Origin of the sequence: Roseibium sediminicola, assembly GCF_023156505.1 — a bacterium.
Lineage (GTDB): Bacteria > Pseudomonadota > Alphaproteobacteria > Rhizobiales > Stappiaceae > Roseibium > Roseibium sediminicola.
This window is the reverse complement of the sequence record NZ_JALNMJ010000017.1, coordinates 26,870-44,559: the sequence shown is the minus strand read 5'-3', so window position 1 is coordinate 44,559 and position 17,690 is coordinate 26,870. Positions and strand designations below refer to the sequence as shown.

The following is a 17,690-nucleotide window of genomic DNA, read 5'->3' as shown; positions in this document are numbered from 1 at the left end:
GAATTGTTCTGACTATGCACCGAACACATGCGCGCCGGTGTCGGCTGTGCCGACATTGGCGCGGAAGGCGGCGAAGAGGTCCCTGCCGGTGCCGAACTGGTGCTGGCTGAGATCGGCTTCGGCCAGCGGCCGGGCGTTGAACTCGGCCTCGTCCACCAGGACTTCCAGCGTGCCGGCGACCGCGTCGACCCGGATCATGTCACCGTCGCGGATCTTCGCGATCGGCCCGCCGGCAGCGGCTTCCGGAGTGACGTGAATGGCGGCGGGAACCTTGCCGGAGGCGCCGGACATGCGTCCGTCGGTGATCAGCGCCACCTTGTGGCCGCGGTCCTGCAGGATGCCGAGGCAGGGCGTCAGCTTGTGCAATTCCGGCATTCCGATCGCCTTCGGCCCCTGGAAACGGACGACGGCGGCCACGTCGCCGGTCAGTTCCTTGTTGTTGAAAGCGGTCAGGAAGTCGTTCTGGTCGTGGAAGACGCGGGCAGGGGCCTCGATGATGTGGCGCTCCTTGGCCACCGCCGAGATCTTGATGACGGCCTTGCCCATGTTGCCGGTCAGCATCTTCAGGCCACCGGTCGGCTGGAAGGCCTTGGAAACCGGCGCCAGAACGGTTTCGTCGCCGGAGGTTTCCGGCACTTCCTGGCGAATGACATTGCCGTTGGTGTCGAGCTTGGCCTCGGCCGTGTAGCCGGACAGGTCCGTGCCGTAGACGGTCTTGACGTCCTGGTGCAGATAGCCGTCGCCGAGGAGCTCGCGGATCAGGAACTGAAGGCCACCGGCCGCCTGGAAGTGGTTCACGTCGGCCTTGCCATTCGGATAGACCCGGGCGAGCAGCGGCACCACGTCGGAAAGATCGGAAATGTCGTCCCAGGTGAGCTTGATACCGGCTGCGGCCGCAATCGCGACCAGATGCATGGTGTGATTGGTCGAGCCGCCGGTGGCATGAAGGCCGACCACGCCGTTGACAATGGCCTTCTCGCTGATGACTTCGCCTGCCGGGGTGAACTCGTTGCCGAGGGCGGAAATCGCCAGAGCGCGTTTCGCGGCTTCCTTCGTCAGCGCGTCGCGCAAGGGGGTGCCCGGATTGATGAAAGAGGCGCCCGGCATGTGCAGGCCCATGATCTCCATCAGCATCTGATTGGAATTGGCGGTGCCGTAGAAGGTGCAGGTACCCGGCGAATGATAGGCCTGGGATTCGCTTTCCAGCAGCGCGTCGCGGCCCACCTTGCCTTCGGCATAGAGCTGGCGGACCTTGGCCTTGTCATCGTTGGAGATGCCGGTGGTCATCGGACCGGCGGGCACGAAGACGGCGGGCAAATGACCGAAGGAGAGCGCGGCGATCGCCAGGCCCGGTACGATCTTGTCGCAGATACCAAGGAACACGGCGGCGTCGAACATCTGGTGCGACAGGCCGACGGCAGCCGCCATGGCGATGATGTCGCGGGAGAACAGCGACAGTTCCATGCCGTCCTGACCCTGGGTGACGCCGTCGCACATGGCCGGTACGCCGCCGGCAACCTGGGCGACCGCGCCGACTTCATGGGCGGCGTCTCGGATCAGCGCTGGGTAGGTCTCGTAGGGCTGATGCGCGGACAGCATGTCATTGTAGGATGTGATGATGCCGAGGTTCGGCACCACGTCGCCGGACAGGGCCTTTTTGTCGGAGAGGCCGCAGGCGGCGAAGCCGTGGGCTAGGTTGCCGCAGGACAGGCGCGAGCGCTGCGGTCCTTTTTCGGCGGCCTGGCCGATCCGCTCCAGATAGATCGACCGGCTGTCGTGGCTGCGTTTGACGATCCGTTCGGTGACGTCGCCAATGCGGTCCTGAATGGTCATGCTGTCAAATCCTTTGCTAGCCTAGGGTGGCTTGGCTGGTGTTCTCTCCGGCACATAGGGCAGATCTGCCCGTCGTCCGCCTATCTAATCGATTTAGGCGGCAAATCGGTCACAGGGCCGGGCCCTGTGATCCTTGCTCAGGCGCCGTCGTCTTCCGCCCAGGTGCGGCCGTCGCGTTCCACGAGAGCGATGGCGGCGGACGGTCCCCAGGTGCCTGCGGTATAGCCCTTGGGCGTGTCCTTGGAGGCGGCCCATGCCGCCTGGATCGGATCGATCCAGGCCCAGGCGGCGTCGACCTCGTCGCGCCGCATGAACAGGGTCTGGTTGCCGCGGATCACGTCCATGATCAGGCGCTCATAGGCATCCGGGTTGCGCACCTTGAAGGCCTCGGCGAAGCTCATGTCGAGCGGAACCTGCCTCAGGCGCATGCCGCCGGGGCCGGGATCCTTAATCATCACCTGCATCTGCACGCCTTCATCCGGCTGAAGGCGGATGATCAGGCGGTTGGCCGTGATGACACCGGCTTCCGCGTCGAAGATCGAGTGCGGGATCGGGCGGAACTGGACGACGATTTCCGACACCCGCTGCGCCAGCCGCTTGCCGGTGCGCAGGTAGAACGGCACGCCGGCCCATCGCCAGTTGGCGATTTCCGCTTTCAGGGCCACGAAGGTTTCCGTCCGGCTCTCGTCATTGCCGAGCTCTTCCAGGTAACCGGGCACCGCACCGCCGGCGGACGCGCCGGCGCGGTACTGGCCGCGCACGGTCAGCTTTTCGGCGCTGTGTTCGTCGATGGGGGCGAGTGCTTTGAGCACTTTCAGTTTTTCGTCGCGGACGCTGTCTGCGTTCATGGATTCCGGCGGCTCCATGGCGACGAGGCAAAGCAGCTGGAGAATGTGGTTCTGGACCATGTCGCGCAGGGCGCCGGCAGTGTCGTAATAGCCGGCGCGGCCACCGGTGCCGAGGGATTCGGCGACGGTGATCTGAACGTGGTCGATATGGGCGGCGTTCCAGAGCGGCTCGAACAGGGCATTGGCAAAGCGCAGCGCCATCAGGTTCTGCACCGTTTCCTTGCCGAGATAGTGGTCGATACGGAAGATCTGGTGTTCGTCGAAGACCGCGCCGACCGTGTCGTTGAGCGCCTTGGCGGAGGCTCCGTCCTTGCCGATCGGCTTTTCCATGACGACGCGTGCATTGTCGTTGACCACGCCGACGCGGCCGAGATTCTCGCAAATGGTGCCGAAGAGATCGGGGCCGACGGCGAGGTAAAATGCACGGATGACGTCGGTGCGTTCATCCAGGATTGTGCTCAGATCTTCAAAGCCCTCAGCCGTTGCGATGTCGATCTTGACGTAGCGCAAGCGCTTCAGAAACTGCTGAAGGTGCTCAGCGTCCAGATCCTTGACGTGCTCCTGAAGGGCTTTTTTCGCGTAGTCCCGGTAATCGTCGTCGGAATAGTCGCGGCGGGCGCTGCAGATGATGCGCGCGTTTTCCGGCATCTGTCCGTCCGCGTCGCGGTGATACAGCGCTGGCAGAAGCTTGCGGTTGGCAAGGTCTCCGGATGCTCCGAACACGACCAGGTCGAATTCATCTACTTCAATGACGCGTACCGCCATGTTTCATCCCTTCTCAGCAGCTTGTCTGTCCCGCGGACCGTCGGTGCGGCCATACTTTTTGCATCGCACCCGACAGGCTTTTAAATCGATTTAATTCACTTGTCAGCCCCTCATTTCAAGGCTGACCATTCTTTTTCCAGTTCGGCCCTGCGCGGCAGGTCGGCACCACGCCTGGAACAGGTGATCGCCGCCGCCTTGACCGCGAATTCGACCAGGCGCTCCAGGCTGTCCTGGCGAAGGCTCTCCAGCGCCTTCCGGTCGGAGACGCCGAGCTGTTTCAGGCCCGCCAGCAGGGCTGCCTGGAACGTGTCACCGGCTCCCACAGTATCTTCTACGGTGACCTTGATCCCGGGGCAATCGACTTCGAGGCCGGACATAAAGGCGGTGGCGCCGTCGCCACCACGGGTCACGATCACCAGTCCTGCGCCGTCCGCCAGCCACTTGCGGGCGATGCCCGCGACCGGTTCGCCAGGGGCGATCAGCTCCAGATCCTCGTCGCTGACCTTGATCAGGTCGGTGAGCGGCACCAGCACCTCGGTGTTTTGCCGCCACTGGCCCATATCGGGCACAACGGTCGGCCGAATATTGGGGTCGAAGGAAATCAGAGTGTGTGTCTTTTCCCGTTCGATCAGCGTCTTCAGGGCACCGGCAACCGGTTCTACCAGGGCGGTATAGGAGCCGACATGCAGGAAGGCGGGCGGGGTGTCGAAATCGGGCAGATCCGCCTCGGTGACCATGCGGTCGGCGGCGTTGGCGCCGTAAAACGTATAGGCGGGCGAGCCGTTTGCATCCTTCTGGACCAGACTGAGTGTCGTCAGGTAGTCGGTTCTGAGGATGTAGCGCTCCGAGACGCCTTCGGCGCGGAACTTTGCCACCAGCCGTTCACCAAGCGCGTCCCGGGAAATGCCGCCGAAGAAACCGGCTTCCTCGCCCAGGCGCGCCAGACCCATCGCGACGTTGAAGGGCGACCCGCCGATGCGGGCGTCGAAGGCGACGTTGTCGCCAGGCGTGTTGTCGCCGAAGAAGTCAAACAGAGCTTCGCCGCAAATCAGAAACATCAATGATCCAAATCGTTGTCAGGTTCGAGTGAGGCGGCCCGGCCGGAGCCGGACCGCCTGAATTTAACTTTCCAGACTCACCGTCAGGCCGCAAGACTGTCGGGCGGGTCCATGGCGCCGGTCATGATCGCGACCGCGTCGGACATGGAGAAGTCCGAGGGCTTGATCACGCAGGCGCGCTTGCCGAGCCGGTGGATGTGGATGCGGTCGGCAACCTCGAAGACATGAGGCATGTTGTGGCTGATCAGGACGATCGGCAGGCCACGGGCCTTGACGTCCTTGATCAGTTCCAGCACACGCCGGCTTTCCTTGACGCCGAGCGCGGCCGTCGGTTCGTCCATGATCACCACCTTGGAGCCGAAGGCCGCCGCCCGGGCAACCGCCACCCCCTGGCGCTGGCCGCCGGAGAGCGTTTCCACCGCCTGGTTGATGTTCTGGATCGTGAGCAGCCCCAGCTCGTTGAGCTTGTCGCGGGCGATCTCCTCCATCTTCTTGCGGTCGAGCTGGCGCAGCCAGGCACCTCGGAAACCCGGTTTGCGGATTTCACGGCCCATGAACATGTTGTCCGTGATCGACAGGGCAGGCGACATGGCAAGCGTCTGGTAGACGGTCTCGATGCCGGCCGCCCTGGCGTCGATGGGCGAGGCGAAATGGACGGGCTTTCCGTCCAGCAGGATGTCGCCGTCATCCGGCAGCACCGCGCCGCTAAGCGCCTTGATCAGGGTGGACTTGCCGGCGCCGTTGTCGCCGATCACCGCCAGGATCTCGCCCGGATAGAGCTCGAAATCGGCATGGTCCATGGCCACCACGCGGCCGTAGCGCTTGACCAGGTTGCGTGCTTGAAGAACGGGTTCCATCAGACTGACACCTTTCTGATCCACTGGTCGATCGCGACCGCGCCGATGATGAGAATGCCGATGAGCAGATAGGTCCACTGGGCATCCGCGCCGAGCAGGCGCAGGCTGAGGGTGAAGACGCCGACGATCAGGGCACCGAACAGCGTGCCGAGGATCGAGCCGCGGCCGCCGAAAAGCGAGATGCCGCCGATCACCACGGCTGTGATGGATTCGATGTTGGCGAGCTGGCCGGTTGTTGGCGAGACCGAGCCGATGCGGCCGATCATGGCCCAGCCGGCAAAGGCACAGATCAGGCCCGACAGCATGTAGACCGAGATCTGGACCTTCTTCACCTGGACCCCGGACAGCTGCGCGGCTTCCGGATCGTCGCCGATGGCATAGACGTGACGGCCCCAGGCGGTCTGCCTGAGTGCGTAGGCCAGCACCAGGATCAAAAGCACCATGAAGATGACGCCGTAGGTGAAGATCGCGCCGCCGATATTGACCTTGTTGCCGAAGAACTGGAGCAGGGGTGCGAGTTCGGAGATTTCCTGGGACCGGATGGTCTCGTTGGCCGAATAGAGAAAGTTCGTCGCGAGCACGATCTGCCACATGCCGAGCGTCACGATGAAGGGCGGCAGTTTGACGATGGCGACCAGGAAGCCGTTGATATAGCCGCAGATCGTGCCGCAGATCAGGCCGCAGACGATGGCGATTTCCACCGGCAGGCCATAGCGGAACGTGAACTGACCCATCACCACGGACGACAGTACCATGATCGCGCCGACCGACAGGTCGATGCCTGCAGTCAGGATGACGAGGCTTTGCGCGGCGGCAACGATGCCGACGATCTGAACCTGTTGCAGGATCAGCGTCATTGCGAAGGGCGAAAACAGTTTCGACCCCAGCAGGATGCCGAATATGGCGAGTGAAAGCACCAGGACGATCAGCGGAACCAGAGATGGGGTCTGGTGCAGCGAGTGCTGAATCTTGTGGCCGATGCCATGACGGTGGTCATCGAACGATGCGACAGCCTTGGGGGCGGTTGCCGCGGCGGATTCATAATCCGCCTGTCCGCCGGCTGTCTTGGTATCTGAGGTCATGCCCGTTTTCCCTCTAGAGCGTTTCACGGTTAGATCGAAGCATTCTGCCGAGGTCGGTTTGGTTCAAGGTCAAGGTCTTTGTCGAAGGCCGTGCTGGCTGCACGGTCGAGACAAAGACCGACGGCATTGGACCAAACCGGCCCGGCCCTTCGGGTTTACGTCCGGCGGACGTCTGCTTTGTCGTGCCGCTCACCCATAGCCCCGCTGTGGGTTTCACGACCCTCCGCGCATTCGTCTCGCCGGACGACAAACAGAACGCTTCAATCTAACCGTGAAACGCTCTAGTCACCCGAAACTGAAGTTCGTCTCTTTTTTCAGCATGCTCTGAACGAACTTCAGTTTCAAAAGGGTGCCCAGAAATAGTATGTTGCTGGTGTGGTTTTGAATTTGAAATTCGCCACGACGGCCGCTGCACCAATGAGGCGAATTTCAAATTCACCACACCAGTGTACCTTTCCGAAAAAGGGGCAAGGTCGCCCATGCCCCTTTTTGTCTCGTATTGGAGGCAGTTAGCCCCAGCAGAGATCCGTGCCCTTGGCGGTATCGATGCTGTCGACACCATCGACCGGCTTGTCGGTCACCAGCGCCACGCCGGTGTCGAAGAAGTCCTTGCCCGGGGTCGGCTCCGGCTTTTCACCGCTGTCAGCCCATTTCTTGATGGCTTCGATGCCGAGGGAGGCCATCAGCAGCGGGTATTGCTGCGAAGTGGCGCCGATAACACCGTCCTTGACGTTCTGCACGCCCGGGCAGCCGCCGTCGACCGAAACAATCAGCACGTCGTTCTCACGGCCGATGGCTTTCAGGGCCTCATAGGCGCCGGCAGCGGCCGGTTCGTTGATCGTGTAGACGACGTTGATCATCGGATCCTTGGCAAGAAGGTTTTCCATGGCCTTGCGGCCGCCTTCCTCGTTGCCGGCGGTGACATCGTTGCCAACGATGCGGGGGTCGGTTTCGTCACCCCACTTTTTCGGGTCGCCGAGATCGATGCCGAAGCCCTGCAGGAAGCCCTGGTCGCGCAGCACGCCGACGGTCGGCTGGCTGATGGCAAGATCCAGCATGCCGATCTTGGCATTGGCGGCGTCGTCTCCAAGGGCCGCGGCGGCCCATTTGCCGATCAGCTCTCCTGCCAGGAAGTTGTCGGTGGCGAAGGTGGCGTCGGCCGCGTCGATCGGGCTCAGCGGCGTGTCGAGCGCGATCACGAGAAGACCGTTGTCGCGGGCCTGCTGCACGGCCGGCACGATCGAAGACGTGTCGGACGCGGTCAGAAGAATGCCCTTGGCGCCGTCGGCGATGCAGGTTTCGATTGCGGCCACCTGGGTTTCGTGGTCGCCGTCGATCTTGCCGGCAAAGGACTTCAGTTCAATGCCCAGCTCTTCGGCCTTGGCGGCGGCGCCTTCCTTCATTTTCACGAAGAACGGGTTGGTGTCCGTCTTGGTGATCAGGCAGGCAGAAATGTCTGCCGCGGCTGCCGGTGCTGCCGCCATGGCGGCAAGAATGGATGCGCTCGCGAGTAGTTTCCGGATCATTTGCGTTTTTCCTCCCTGGCCTTGATCAAGTTGGACGATTGGGTGCGGCCAGATGCGACCCCAATCGTGCTGCCCGTGCCGGAAAGCTGGCTCTTTCCTCCGCGTTGCCAGCTCCGGCGGGTCCGGTGTCCTTCCCGCCGGTCAGGATCGCGGCCCTGGGCGAGAAGTTGAAAAACTGCGGCAGGCTGGCCGCACCGATGGCGCCGGCGTCATGGCCGAAACTGCCAATCTGAATGTCAGGCGATTGCCGCCGCTCCGGCGCAGTGCGTTCCACGGCGTCCTTCACTGCGCGCCGGAAAGCTGCCGGGAAGGGGCCGCCAAGGTCGCCGTCGATGACCACCAGTGGCACATCCAGCAAGGCATAGGCGGATCGCAGGGCAAGCCCGAGCGCGTCCGCGCAGTCGGCCAGCCATTCCCTGTATTTGGGCGCGTCAGCCTCGACGGCGTCCTGAAGATCGCCGCGGTTCAGCTGTGCAAAATCGTCCGGCGACATGTGCCGGGCCAGGGCCACGAGGGAGGCGCGTGTCAGCAGGAGGTCCCACTGGTGACGCGCCTTCGGCGCGGTTGGCAAGCTGCTTGGCGGCACCGGCATCATGGCCACGTCGCCTGCATTGCCGGTCTCGCCGCGCACCACATCCCCCTTCAGGATGAGCCCGCCACCGATCGCCGGGCCGAGAAACAGATACAGGAAATGGTCGTTCTGGCGGCCGAGACCGTAAAACAGCTCCGCCACCGCAGCTGCCGTGCCATCGTTCTCACTGAAAACGGGCAGGCCGGTCGCGGTTTCCAGCGCCGTGCTCAGATCGAAGTCGTCCCATTTCTTGAAGTCGGCTTCCGGGAGGCCGAGTTCGTGCAACCAGGCCCCGAGGTTGAACGGTTGGGCGAGGCCGATGCCGGTGATGCGGGTCTGCTCCTCGTCGCTCAGCTGATGCCGGAGGAATTGGAGATCTTCCGTCAGGATCTCCAGGGCACGTTCGGGCGCCGGCAGGATCAGGTCGTGCAGGCGGCGGCCGATGAGCTGTCCGGAAAAGTCCATCAGGACCGTTTCCATGTTGGTCCGGTCCAGGCGTACGCCGAAGGAAAAGGCCCCGCTGGGCGCAAGCCTGAGCATTGTGGCCGGCTGGCCCCGGCCGCCGTCGTGACGCTTGCCGGCTTCGACGATCAGGCCTTCCTCGATCAGGTCCTGGATGATCGCTCCGATAGCGGCGTTGGTCAATTGCACGGCCCGCGCGAGTTCTGCCTTGGAAGCTTCACCCGCCCGTCGTAAGATCTGCAACACGATGCGCTCGTTGTAGCGGCGCAGTTGCGCGGAATTCGAGCCGCGACCGCTTTTGCGAGGTTCCACCACCGTTCTCGCTCCTCCCTTTCCGGCCGCCATTTTTTGTTTGTTGGGGGCGATCCAGAATAATTTATCTTGATGAAATTATTCGACTGAAACCGCATTCTGTCAATTCGATTTCGCTGCCGCAGCGCGTTGATTCTGCTTTGCAGTGCGGTAATTGCCTGAATAGAAAGAAGAAAAAATTTAAGTTCAGGTAGCGACCCGTTGCCCTAGAGGAAGGTAAATGGGGCCGCAGAAACAGCTGGCAAGCGTCACGGGCTGGTTTTGCCGGTCCTTGCCCCTTTTTCTGGACCGGGCTCTGCAGCGGTGTGAAACCGTTGCCGGAACGGTGAACATCCGTATTGTCGGTGACAGAAAAGAATCGGAGAAGAAACATGCCGGCCAGACACGATGAAACATTCCTTTCAAGGGCGATTGCAGCAGGCGCGGGGGAGGTGTCCGCGGACCTGGTGATAAAGAATGTCCGGCTGTTCAGCGTTGTCGACGGGTCCACGGTCGAGACAGATATCGCCATTGTCGGCGACCGGATTGTCGGCACACACGGCGACTATGCGGGAGACCGTACGATTGAGGGTTCCGGACTGACGGCCGTCCCGGGCTTCATCGACACGCATCTGCATGTGGAATCCTCGCTCGTGACGCCGTTCGAGTTCGATCGCTGCGTCCTGCCGCACGGGGTCACCACCGCGATCTGCGATCCCCATGAGATCGCCAATGTGCTGGGTGCCGACGGCATTCGCTATTTCCTCGACAGTTCGCTCCAAACGGTGATGGATCTTCGGGTCAACCTGTCGTCCTGCGTGCCCGCAACGGCTTTCGAAACCGCCGGAGCCTGTCTGGAAATCGAGGATCTTCTGCCGTTCCGCGACCACGAAAAGGTGATCGGCCTCGCGGAATTCATGAATTTTCCGGGTGTTCTGGCACGCGATCCGAAGGTGCTTGCCAAGCTGGCGGCTTTTCAGGACGGCCATATCGACGGCCACGCGCCGCTGCTCGGCGGGCTCGGGCTCAACGGCTATCTCGCGGCCGGCATCCGCACCGACCATGAGGCGACCTCGGCCGAGGAAGCCCTGGAAAAGCTCACCAAGGGCATGACCATCCTGATGCGCGAGGGCTCGGTGTCCAAGGACCTGGAGGCGCTGGCGCCGATCCTGACGCCGGATGTCTCGGCCTTCGTGGCGCTGTGCACGGACGACCGCAACCCGCTCGACATTGCCGAGGAAGGCCATCTCGACAGCATGATCCGCCGCTTGATCGCCAAGGGCATCCGGCCGCTCGACGCCTACCGGGCGGCCAGCTTGTCGGCGGCGAATGCTTTCGGCCTGAAGGACAAGGGCGTGATCGCGCCGGGCAAGCGCGCGGATATCGCGCTGCTGAGCGATTTCGACGACTGCCGTGTGGCCGAGGTGATTTGCGGCGGCGTGATCGCCAGTGACGACGCCTTTGCAAAACGGACGATCGTGCCGCCCGTCGGCTTGGACAGTGTCAAGGTGGGGCCGGTGACGGCCGCGAAATTCGACATTCCGGCCCGCAACAGCGAAGCCGACGTGATCGGCGTCGTGCCGGGCCGCATCATCACCGAGCATCTGAAGCGGACCCTGCCGGTGACCGGCGGCAAGACCCTGGCCGATCTCGATCAGGATGTCCTGAAGGTCGCCGTCGTTGAGCGTCACATGGGCACCGGCAATATCGGGCTCGGTTTCGTCAACGGCTTCGGCATGAAACGGGGGGCGATCGCCTCGTCGGTCGGCCATGACAGCCACAATATCTGCGTGGTCGGCGCCAATGAGGAGGCGATGGCCCATGCGGTCAACCGGGTGATCGCCATGAAGGGCGGCTTTGCGGTCGCCGACAGCGACGGGGTCAAGGCGGAGTTGGCCTTGCCCCTGGCCGGCCTGATGAGCCTGGAGCCGTTCGAGACCGTCAAGGAGCATCTGGAAGAGCTGCGCGCGGCAGCGAAGGATCTTGGCTGCACGCTGGCCGAACCCTTCCTGCAGGTCGCTTTCCTGCCGCTGCCGGTCATCCCGCATCTGAAGATCACCGATTTCGGTGTCTTCGATGTCAACAAATTCGAGCTGATCGACCAGGGTTCGTGATCGCGCCGGGCTTCCGTCAGTAGCGGTGCATGTTCCGGCGGAACCCGAGCCACGCCTTGACAGCGTCGTAGCCGAAGATCAGCACGAAAGCGCCGACGGCCAGTGCCCAGAGCGCGATCCTGCTGTCCAGGGCGAATTCGGACAGATAGTCGGTCGGGTAGGCGATGCGCGGGTTGGCCGGCAGGTAGGAAACCGCAAGCGTGTCGGTCACCGGCTTGCCGACCATGTCGTCCGGAAGCGTGACGGTGAGGATCAGGGGAACAGGGCCGTCCGGCTTGTATTCGATATGCAGTCTCTGGCCGTGGACCCAGGCTTTTGAGTTTTTCAGGTAGTTGCGCGGGTTTTCGCGCTTGCGGGTCTGCAGATCACCGGCGTTGTCCGGAGCGTCTTCCAGAGACAGCACGGTGCCGGTCGTGTGTTCGCCGAAATTGTCAAGCAACCAGTATTTCAGGGCGCCGTCGTGATGCAGATAAAGGGTGATGACAATGGCCAGAACGGCAAAGAACAGGATGGCCAGGTTCAGGGCGTGGCCGTCTTCTTCCGCTTCCCTCGGACTGTACATTGTGCTGAACTCCACCCGGGCACGCCTGAGGCCTGACGTTCACAAGTTGCAATCTTGCCAAAAAATCGCTGAATTTACCATCTTTTCCAAAGAGGCTTCATGATCCTCACCCTTGCGGTTTCCGGTTACCGCTCCCTTCGCGACCTCATCCTGCCTCTTGACCGGATCACGCTGGTAACCGGCGCGAACGGCAGCGGCAAGTCGAGCCTCTACCGCTCGATCCGGCTGCTGGCGGAAGTCGCCCAAGGGCAGGCAATCGCGTCTCTGGCGGCCGAGGGCGGCCTGAATTCGACACTCTGGGCCGGGCCCGAAGCGTTCTCGCGGGCGATGAAGAAAGGCGAGGTTCCGGTGCAGGGCACCGTGCGCAAGAGAGTGGTCAGCCTGAAGCTCGGCTTTGCCGACGAGGATTACGGCTATGCCATCGATCTCGGCCTGCCGGCAGATGCCGGCCGGTCGCTGTTTTCCATGGACCCGGAGATCAAGGCCGAGGCGCTGTGGGCTGGGGAGGCACTGTCGCGATCCAACGAAATCGCCGGCCGCAACGGTCCGACGGCCCGGGTTCTGAACAGCCAGGGGCAACGGGTGCCGGTGTTCCAGAATCTTGCCCGCTTCGACAGCATGATGACCCATGCCGCCGATCCCAAGGACGGATTGGAACTCCTTGTGATGCGCGAGCGCATGCGCGCATGGCGGTTCTACGACCATTTGCGCACCGACCGGGACGCCCCGGCACGGTTTCCCAAGATCGGCACCAGAACGCCGGTGCTCAGCGGCGATGGCGGCGATCTGGCGGCGGCGCTGCAGACCATCCTGGAAATCGGCGACGAGCGCGCTTTGGCGGACGCCATCGACGATGCCTTTCCGGGCGCCGCGATCCAGATCACCGTCAATGACGGCTATTTCGAATTGCTGATGCGCCAGAAGGGCCTGCTGCGGCCGCTGCGGGCCAGCGAACTTTCCGACGGCACGCTGCGCTATCTGCTGTTGACGGCGGCGCTGCTGTCGCCCCGGCCGGCGCCGCTGATCGTGCTCAACGAACCGGAGACGAGCCTGCATCCGGCCCTGCTGGAGCCGCTGGCGAGACTGATCGCATTGGCTGCGCAAAAGACCCAGGTGATTGTTGTCTCCCACGCCGAAACACTGGTGACGGAACTCGCCAAGGAGGAGGCCTGTCTGCGCTACGACTTGCGCAAGGAACTGGGCGAAACGGTTGTGGACGGTGTCGATACACCCAATTGGTCCTGGCCGAAGCGGTGACTTTTCCGGTTCTGATTTCCTTTGGTTAAGTTTTTGATTTGGCGTGGCTATTGCCAATTTCTCCAGCCGACATATCTAATTTTGATGACTGTGCGCGCGCAAAAAAATGCTAGGGTGTCGTAACGTCGCGAGTTGACGTGAACGTAAGGTTGCGTCATGTCAGGAGGAACCCAAAGAGGCGACGCCTCATTGGCGGCCGGGACCTGAAGGGGGGAGTTTGGAAAGGCGCGTGGAGGCGCTTTTCGGATTTCAGGTCGACGGCCCGTCCGCCGAGTGAGCGCAAAAACACGCGTTGGAGAACTTGATGACGACTGCGGAGGAGTGGAACGCGGGTTTTGAACCCCGTCCAGTACATGAGTATCTCGAGGCGACCGTTGCGCAATTCGGCGCCCGGCCGGCCGCCGACTTCATGGGCAAGGTCTGGACCTATGGCGAAATAGGCGCGCTGGTCGACAGCACGGCCGCCGGCCTGCAGGCCATGGGCGTCGGTCCAGGTGTCCATGTCGGTCTTTGCCTGCCGAACACGCCCTATTACACGATCTTCTACTTTGCGATCCTGAAGATCGGCGGCACCGTCGCCAATTTCAATCCGCTCTATGTGGAACGCGAAATCGCCTTCCAGGCGCGCGATGCCGATGTGCGCATCATGGTGACCATGGATCTGAAGGTGATCTACGACAAGGTCGAGGACGTCCGGAAGGAAAAGATCCTCGACAAGATCATCGTCTGCCCGATGAGCTTCTGCCTGCCGACGGTCAAGAAGGTGCTGTTCAGCCTGTTCAAGCGCAAGGAACTGGCCGATATTCCGAAAGATGACGCGCATGTCTGGTTCGACGATCTGCAGACCAAAGGCAGTCGGCCCAAGCCGGTCGCGATCGATGTCGATGAGTCCATCGCGGTACTGCAATATACCGGCGGTACCACCGGTGTGCCCAAGGGCGCTATGCTGACGCACAAGAATCTGGCGGCCAATATCGAGCAGATGCGCTGCATCTTCGAAAAGGCCAAGCCGGGGGAGGAACGCATGCTGTGCGTGCTGCCGTTCTTCCACGTCTTTGCCATGACGGTCGCCCAGAACCTGTCGATCATCCTAGGCGCGGAAATGGTGCTGCAGCCCCGTTTTGAGTTGAAAGCCCTGCTCGATGCGATCGTGCGCAAGAAGGTGACGCTGTTCCCGGGCGTGCCGACCATCTACACCGCGATCAACAATTCGCCGTTGACCGAGAAATACGACCTTACCACCATCCGCCTGTGTCTTTCCGGCGGCGCGCCGCTGCCGGTCGAGGTCAAGGAAAGCTTCGAGAAGATCACCGGTTGCGTTCTGGTCGAAGGCTATGGCCTGACGGAATCCTCGCCGGTCGCCGCGGTCAATCCGCTGGATGAAAGCCGCCGCGCCGGCTCCATCGGCCGGCTGGCGCCGGGCACCAAGGCCCGCTTCGTCAGCATCGAGGACCGGGTCACCGAAGTGCCGCTGGGCGAGAAGGGGGAATTGCTTCTGCACGGCCCGCAGATCATGAAAGGCTACTGGAAACGGGCCGATGCCACGGCCGATACCATCACCGAGGACGGTTACCTGCATACCGGCGATGTCGGCTATGTCGACGAGGACGGCTTCATCTATCTGGTCGACCGGATCAAGGACCTGATCCTGTGTTCCGGTTATAACGTCTATCCGCGGGTGATCGAGGAAGCGATCTACCAGCACGAGGCGGTCGACGAGACCATCGTGATCGCGGTGCCGGACGAATATCGCGGCCAAAGCCCCAAGGCCTTCATCAAGTTGAAAGAGGGGTATTCGATGACCGCCGACGAGATGAAGACCTTCCTGAAGGATCACCTGTCGACCATCGAACTGCCGCGCGAATACGAGTTCCGCGACGAGTTGCCGAAGACCATGGTCGGCAAGTTGTCGAAAAAGGAACTGGTCGAGGAAGAGGCGCAGAAGCGCGCGATGGCGGAAGCCAAGAGCGCCTGAGGCTTAGCGGTCTGGCTTTACAGGAAACGCGCTCATTTGAGCGCGTTTCGTCTTTTCGGTCAGCCTGTTGTTGTCATGCCGGGTGGAGCGGTTCTAGCTGTTATATCCGCGTCCGTCGGAAGCTCTTGCCAGTTCCCGCCCGCGCTTGGCTTCGCGGCGGACGGTATAGATCGAGGCAGCGATGATGATGGCGGCGCCGATCAACGTTTCCACCCGTGGCCACTGGCTGAAGACCAGAGCGCCGAAGATAGTGGCATAGAGCAGGCGGGTATAGTCGAGCGAAGCGATGGCGGTGGCTTCACCCGCCTTGAAGGCGCGGATATTGGCCATCTGGGCCGCCCAGGAGATGATGCCGATCACCACTAGCAGCCCCCATTGGCCGAGGCTCGGCGCCTGCCAGGTGTAGATCGCCGGGGCGGCCATGATCAGACCGACACCGAGCGCCTGGTAGGTGAGAATCGTAACCGGCGGATCGGTGCGGGTCAGCATGCGCACCACGATCATCACCATGCCGGCGCAGGCGGCACCCGCGATGGCGAGCAGGGCATAGGGATCGATCAGGCCGTCGCCGTCGGGCCGCAGCATCAGAAGCACGCCGAGAAAGCCGACAATGGTCGCGCCCCAGCGGTGCACACCGACGGTCTCGCCCAGGAGCCAGATCGCGAAGATGGTGATGAAGAAGGTTTTCGAGAAGCTGATCGCGGTGGCATCCGCCAGCGGCATCTCGATGACGGCGGTGAAGCCGCACAGCATGGCGGTGGTGGCAAAGGCGATGCGGGTCAGCTGCAGCCCCGGCCGCTTGGTTTCGAGGGAATGCGGCAGGCCGCTCAGGATCTTCGGGGCGACAATGGCCAGCATGACCGCCTGTCGCACCACCAGGATCTGGAACACCGACAGGTCCTGGCCGAGGAACTTGATCAAGGTGACCATGATCGAGAAGCCGAAGGCGGCCAGCAGGATCCAGAGCGCGCCGATGGTGTTGGACGGCAGGTTTTCCGTCAGGCTGGCCAGTTTGCGCTGAAGTCGGTTGCCCGTTGCCTCGGGAGGCATCGGGTCCTTGGTGGGCATGTCCATAGGGCTTCCTGGCCGAGCGGCATGCGCGGACCGCGGCGCCAACGGGCCGGAGCGGGAGCACGTGTCGGTTTGGGCTGTTTGTTGCGGTTGCAACAAGTCTAGCGCTTTTCCATGAGAAGGGAAGGGCTCTTGTCCCGACCAGGTGTTTGCCTTACCGCGCCGCCGCGCCATACTAGGTGGACGGAACGGGGAAGTGACGCATGGAAAAAATCCAGACCCAGGGCATTCATCACATCACGCTGGTCGGCGCCGACCGGCAGACCTCAATCGATTTTTGGGAAGGCGTGCTCGGCATGCCGTTCGTGTTCGAACAGCCCAACCTGGACGATGCCAACCAGAGCCATCTCTATTTCGATCCGGGCGACGGCCGGCTGATCACGATCTTCACCAATGAGGACCGCAAGCCAGACGCCGAACCGGCGCCGCAGACCATCGGTTGCGTGCATCACCTGGCGCTGGATGTCAGCCAGGCAACCTTCCGCCAGATCGCGGAGCGGCTGGAGGCGCGTGGCATCGAGCACAGTGGCCCGAAGGATCGGGGCTTCATGGATTCAATTTATTTCCGCGACCCACTGGGCCTGCTGATCGAGCTGGCGAGCTACCGCTTCAAGCCGCCAGAGGGCGTGCCGATGGGCGAGGTCATGCTGGCCGCCCACAAGATTCGCGTCGCCCGTGGCGACTACAACATCCAGGAGGTGCATCTGGCCGACGCGATCGAGCAATTGACCCGGCAAACACGCGGCAGCCTGTCAGAAGATCGGGAACCAAAGAACCCCTTTGAGCGTTAATGGTGAGGGCTGTGCCACTCGGAAAGCGGCGCAAAGATCCGGGTGGCGCAACCCGTATTGCGCTCAACAGCGCGGCATGCAATGTTTTCCATATGGGTTGGACAGGCCGCGTGTTCCGCAATGGAAAAGGCCAGGATTTCAGTGAATGACAAGGGCTAAAAAGGGGCGTCCGGGAATCGCCGCCGACATTATCGGCTGGCGCGAGATCGTAAGTCTCCCGGAACTCGGCGTGTTTGACATGCGCGCCAAAATCGATACCGGGGCTCGGACTTCCGCGCTCCATGCCGAAGACCAGGAAGTGTTCGAGAAGGACGGGCGCAGCTGGGTCCGGTTCCGGGTGCCGGCCTCCCGGCATCACGCGGACTTCAGGGTGGAAGTGCCGGTTCTGGACCAGCGCGACATCAAGAATACCAGCGGCGTGCCGGAAACGAGGATCGTGATCCGGACCCTGCTGCATCTGGGCAGCCATCACTGGCATGTGGACGTCTCGCTGGCCGACCGGTCGAACATGGGATTCGACATGATCCTGGGGCGTACAGCGATCCGGCGCCACAACGTTCTGGTGCATGCGGGCCGGTCCTTTCTGGCCGGCAAACCCGCGCCGGCGACAAAACACTAACGACCGGG

At 62.4% G+C, this 17,690-nt stretch carries 14 protein-coding genes; 5 read left to right on the top strand and 9 right to left on the bottom strand.

Annotation, left to right across the window (positions count from 1 at the left end; genetic code table 11):
* Positions 1-12: 12 nt before the first annotated feature.
* The 7 genes from edd to M0H32_RS20915 all read right to left on the bottom strand — a co-directional run bounded on the left by edd (position 13) and on the right by M0H32_RS20915 (position 9,314).
* Positions 13-1,833 carry a phosphogluconate dehydratase gene (gene edd, locus M0H32_RS20945; RefSeq protein WP_248157340.1) on the bottom strand — a complete coding sequence of 607 codons (1,821 nt, stop codon included), beginning with the start codon at positions 1,831-1,833 and terminating at the stop codon, positions 13-15.
* 137 nt (positions 1,834-1,970) lie between these two features.
* On the bottom strand, positions 1,971-3,446 hold the full coding sequence (gene zwf / locus M0H32_RS20940) for a glucose-6-phosphate dehydrogenase (RefSeq protein ID WP_248157338.1): 1,476 nt from the start codon (positions 3,444-3,446) through the stop codon (positions 1,971-1,973).
* 110 nt (positions 3,447-3,556) lie between these two features.
* On the bottom strand, positions 3,557-4,504 hold the full coding sequence (locus M0H32_RS20935) for a carbohydrate kinase family protein (RefSeq protein ID WP_248157336.1): 948 nt from the start codon (positions 4,502-4,504) through the stop codon (positions 3,557-3,559).
* 83 nt (positions 4,505-4,587) lie between these two features.
* On the bottom strand, positions 4,588-5,361 hold the full coding sequence (locus M0H32_RS20930; RefSeq protein ID WP_248157334.1) for an ATP-binding cassette domain-containing protein: 774 nt from the start codon (positions 5,359-5,361) through the stop codon (positions 4,588-4,590).
* Positions 5,361-6,443, bottom strand: coding sequence for an ABC transporter permease (locus M0H32_RS20925; protein WP_248157332.1), 1,083 nt, complete (start codon positions 6,441-6,443; stop codon positions 5,361-5,363). The genes M0H32_RS20930 and M0H32_RS20925 overlap by 1 nt, the downstream gene beginning before the upstream one ends.
* Positions 6,444-6,952: 509 nt before the next feature.
* Positions 6,953-7,969, bottom strand: coding sequence for a sugar ABC transporter substrate-binding protein (locus M0H32_RS20920; protein WP_248157330.1), 1,017 nt, complete (start codon positions 7,967-7,969; stop codon positions 6,953-6,955).
* 25 nt (positions 7,970-7,994) lie between these two features.
* Positions 7,995-9,314 (bottom strand): ROK family transcriptional regulator, encoded by a 1,320-nt coding sequence (locus M0H32_RS20915; protein WP_248157328.1) that lies wholly within the window; start codon positions 9,312-9,314, stop codon positions 7,995-7,997.
* A 371-nt stretch (positions 9,315-9,685) separates the two neighbouring features.
* Between M0H32_RS20915 and ade the strand changes: the two genes are divergently transcribed.
* Positions 9,686-11,407 (top strand): adenine deaminase, encoded by a 1,722-nt coding sequence (gene ade / locus M0H32_RS20910; RefSeq protein ID WP_248157326.1) that lies wholly within the window; start codon positions 9,686-9,688, stop codon positions 11,405-11,407.
* 16 nt (positions 11,408-11,423) lie between these two features.
* Here ade and M0H32_RS20905 read toward each other — a convergent pair whose 3' ends face one another.
* Positions 11,424-11,969: a hypothetical protein gene (locus M0H32_RS20905; protein WP_248157324.1), complete on the bottom strand. Its 546-nt coding sequence runs from the start codon at positions 11,967-11,969 to the stop codon at positions 11,424-11,426.
* A gap of 99 nt (positions 11,970-12,068) precedes the next feature.
* On the opposite strand from M0H32_RS20905, the gene M0H32_RS20900 reads away from it, so the two are divergent.
* Both M0H32_RS20900 and M0H32_RS20895 read left to right on the top strand, forming a co-directional pair.
* A complete protein-coding gene (locus M0H32_RS20900) occupies positions 12,069-13,226 on the top strand; it encodes an AAA family ATPase (protein ID WP_248157322.1) in 1,158 nt (385 codons plus the stop codon).
* Between the two features lie 304 nt (positions 13,227-13,530).
* On the top strand, positions 13,531-15,201 hold the full coding sequence (locus M0H32_RS20895) for a long-chain-fatty-acid--CoA ligase (RefSeq protein ID WP_248157320.1): 1,671 nt from the start codon (positions 13,531-13,533) through the stop codon (positions 15,199-15,201).
* Between the two features lie 93 nt (positions 15,202-15,294).
* Here M0H32_RS20895 and M0H32_RS20890 read toward each other — a convergent pair whose 3' ends face one another.
* A complete protein-coding gene (locus M0H32_RS20890; protein WP_248157318.1) occupies positions 15,295-16,275 on the bottom strand; it encodes a DMT family transporter in 981 nt (326 codons plus the stop codon).
* 200 nt (positions 16,276-16,475) lie between these two features.
* Between M0H32_RS20890 and M0H32_RS20885 the strand changes: the two genes are divergently transcribed.
* Both M0H32_RS20885 and M0H32_RS20880 read left to right on the top strand, forming a co-directional pair.
* Positions 16,476-17,063: a VOC family protein gene (locus M0H32_RS20885; protein ID WP_248157316.1), complete on the top strand. Its 588-nt coding sequence runs from the start codon at positions 16,476-16,478 to the stop codon at positions 17,061-17,063.
* Positions 17,064-17,208: 145 nt separating this feature from the next.
* Complete coding sequence (locus M0H32_RS20880; protein WP_248157314.1) at positions 17,209-17,682, top strand: ATP-dependent zinc protease family protein; 474 nt, start codon at positions 17,209-17,211, stop codon at positions 17,680-17,682.
* Positions 17,683-17,690 lie beyond the last annotated feature (8 nt).

Coding starts and splice junctions, on each gene's coding strand:
- M0H32_RS20880 (WP_248157314.1), top strand. CDS start 17,209: ATGACAAGGGCTAAAAAGGGGCGTCCGGGAATCGCCGCCGACATTATC.
- M0H32_RS20930 (WP_248157334.1), bottom strand. CDS start 5,361: ATGGAACCCGTTCTTCAAGCACGCAACCTGGTCAAGCGCTACGGCCGC.
- M0H32_RS20920 (WP_248157330.1), bottom strand. CDS start 7,969: ATGATCCGGAAACTACTCGCGAGCGCATCCATTCTTGCCGCCATGGCG.
- edd (WP_248157340.1), bottom strand. CDS start 1,833: ATGACCATTCAGGACCGCATTGGCGACGTCACCGAACGGATCGTCAAA.
- M0H32_RS20935 (WP_248157336.1), bottom strand. CDS start 4,504: ATGTTTCTGATTTGCGGCGAAGCTCTGTTTGACTTCTTCGGCGACAAC.
- zwf (WP_248157338.1), bottom strand. CDS start 3,446: ATGGCGGTACGCGTCATTGAAGTAGATGAATTCGACCTGGTCGTGTTC.
- M0H32_RS20885 (WP_248157316.1), top strand. CDS start 16,476: ATGGAAAAAATCCAGACCCAGGGCATTCATCACATCACGCTGGTCGGC.
- ade (WP_248157326.1), top strand. CDS start 9,686: ATGCCGGCCAGACACGATGAAACATTCCTTTCAAGGGCGATTGCAGCA.
- M0H32_RS20890 (WP_248157318.1), bottom strand. CDS start 16,275: ATGGACATGCCCACCAAGGACCCGATGCCTCCCGAGGCAACGGGCAAC.
- M0H32_RS20900 (WP_248157322.1), top strand. CDS start 12,069: ATGATCCTCACCCTTGCGGTTTCCGGTTACCGCTCCCTTCGCGACCTC.
- M0H32_RS20895 (WP_248157320.1), top strand. CDS start 13,531: ATGACGACTGCGGAGGAGTGGAACGCGGGTTTTGAACCCCGTCCAGTA.
- M0H32_RS20925 (WP_248157332.1), bottom strand. CDS start 6,443: ATGACCTCAGATACCAAGACAGCCGGCGGACAGGCGGATTATGAATCC.
- M0H32_RS20905 (WP_248157324.1), bottom strand. CDS start 11,969: ATGTACAGTCCGAGGGAAGCGGAAGAAGACGGCCACGCCCTGAACCTG.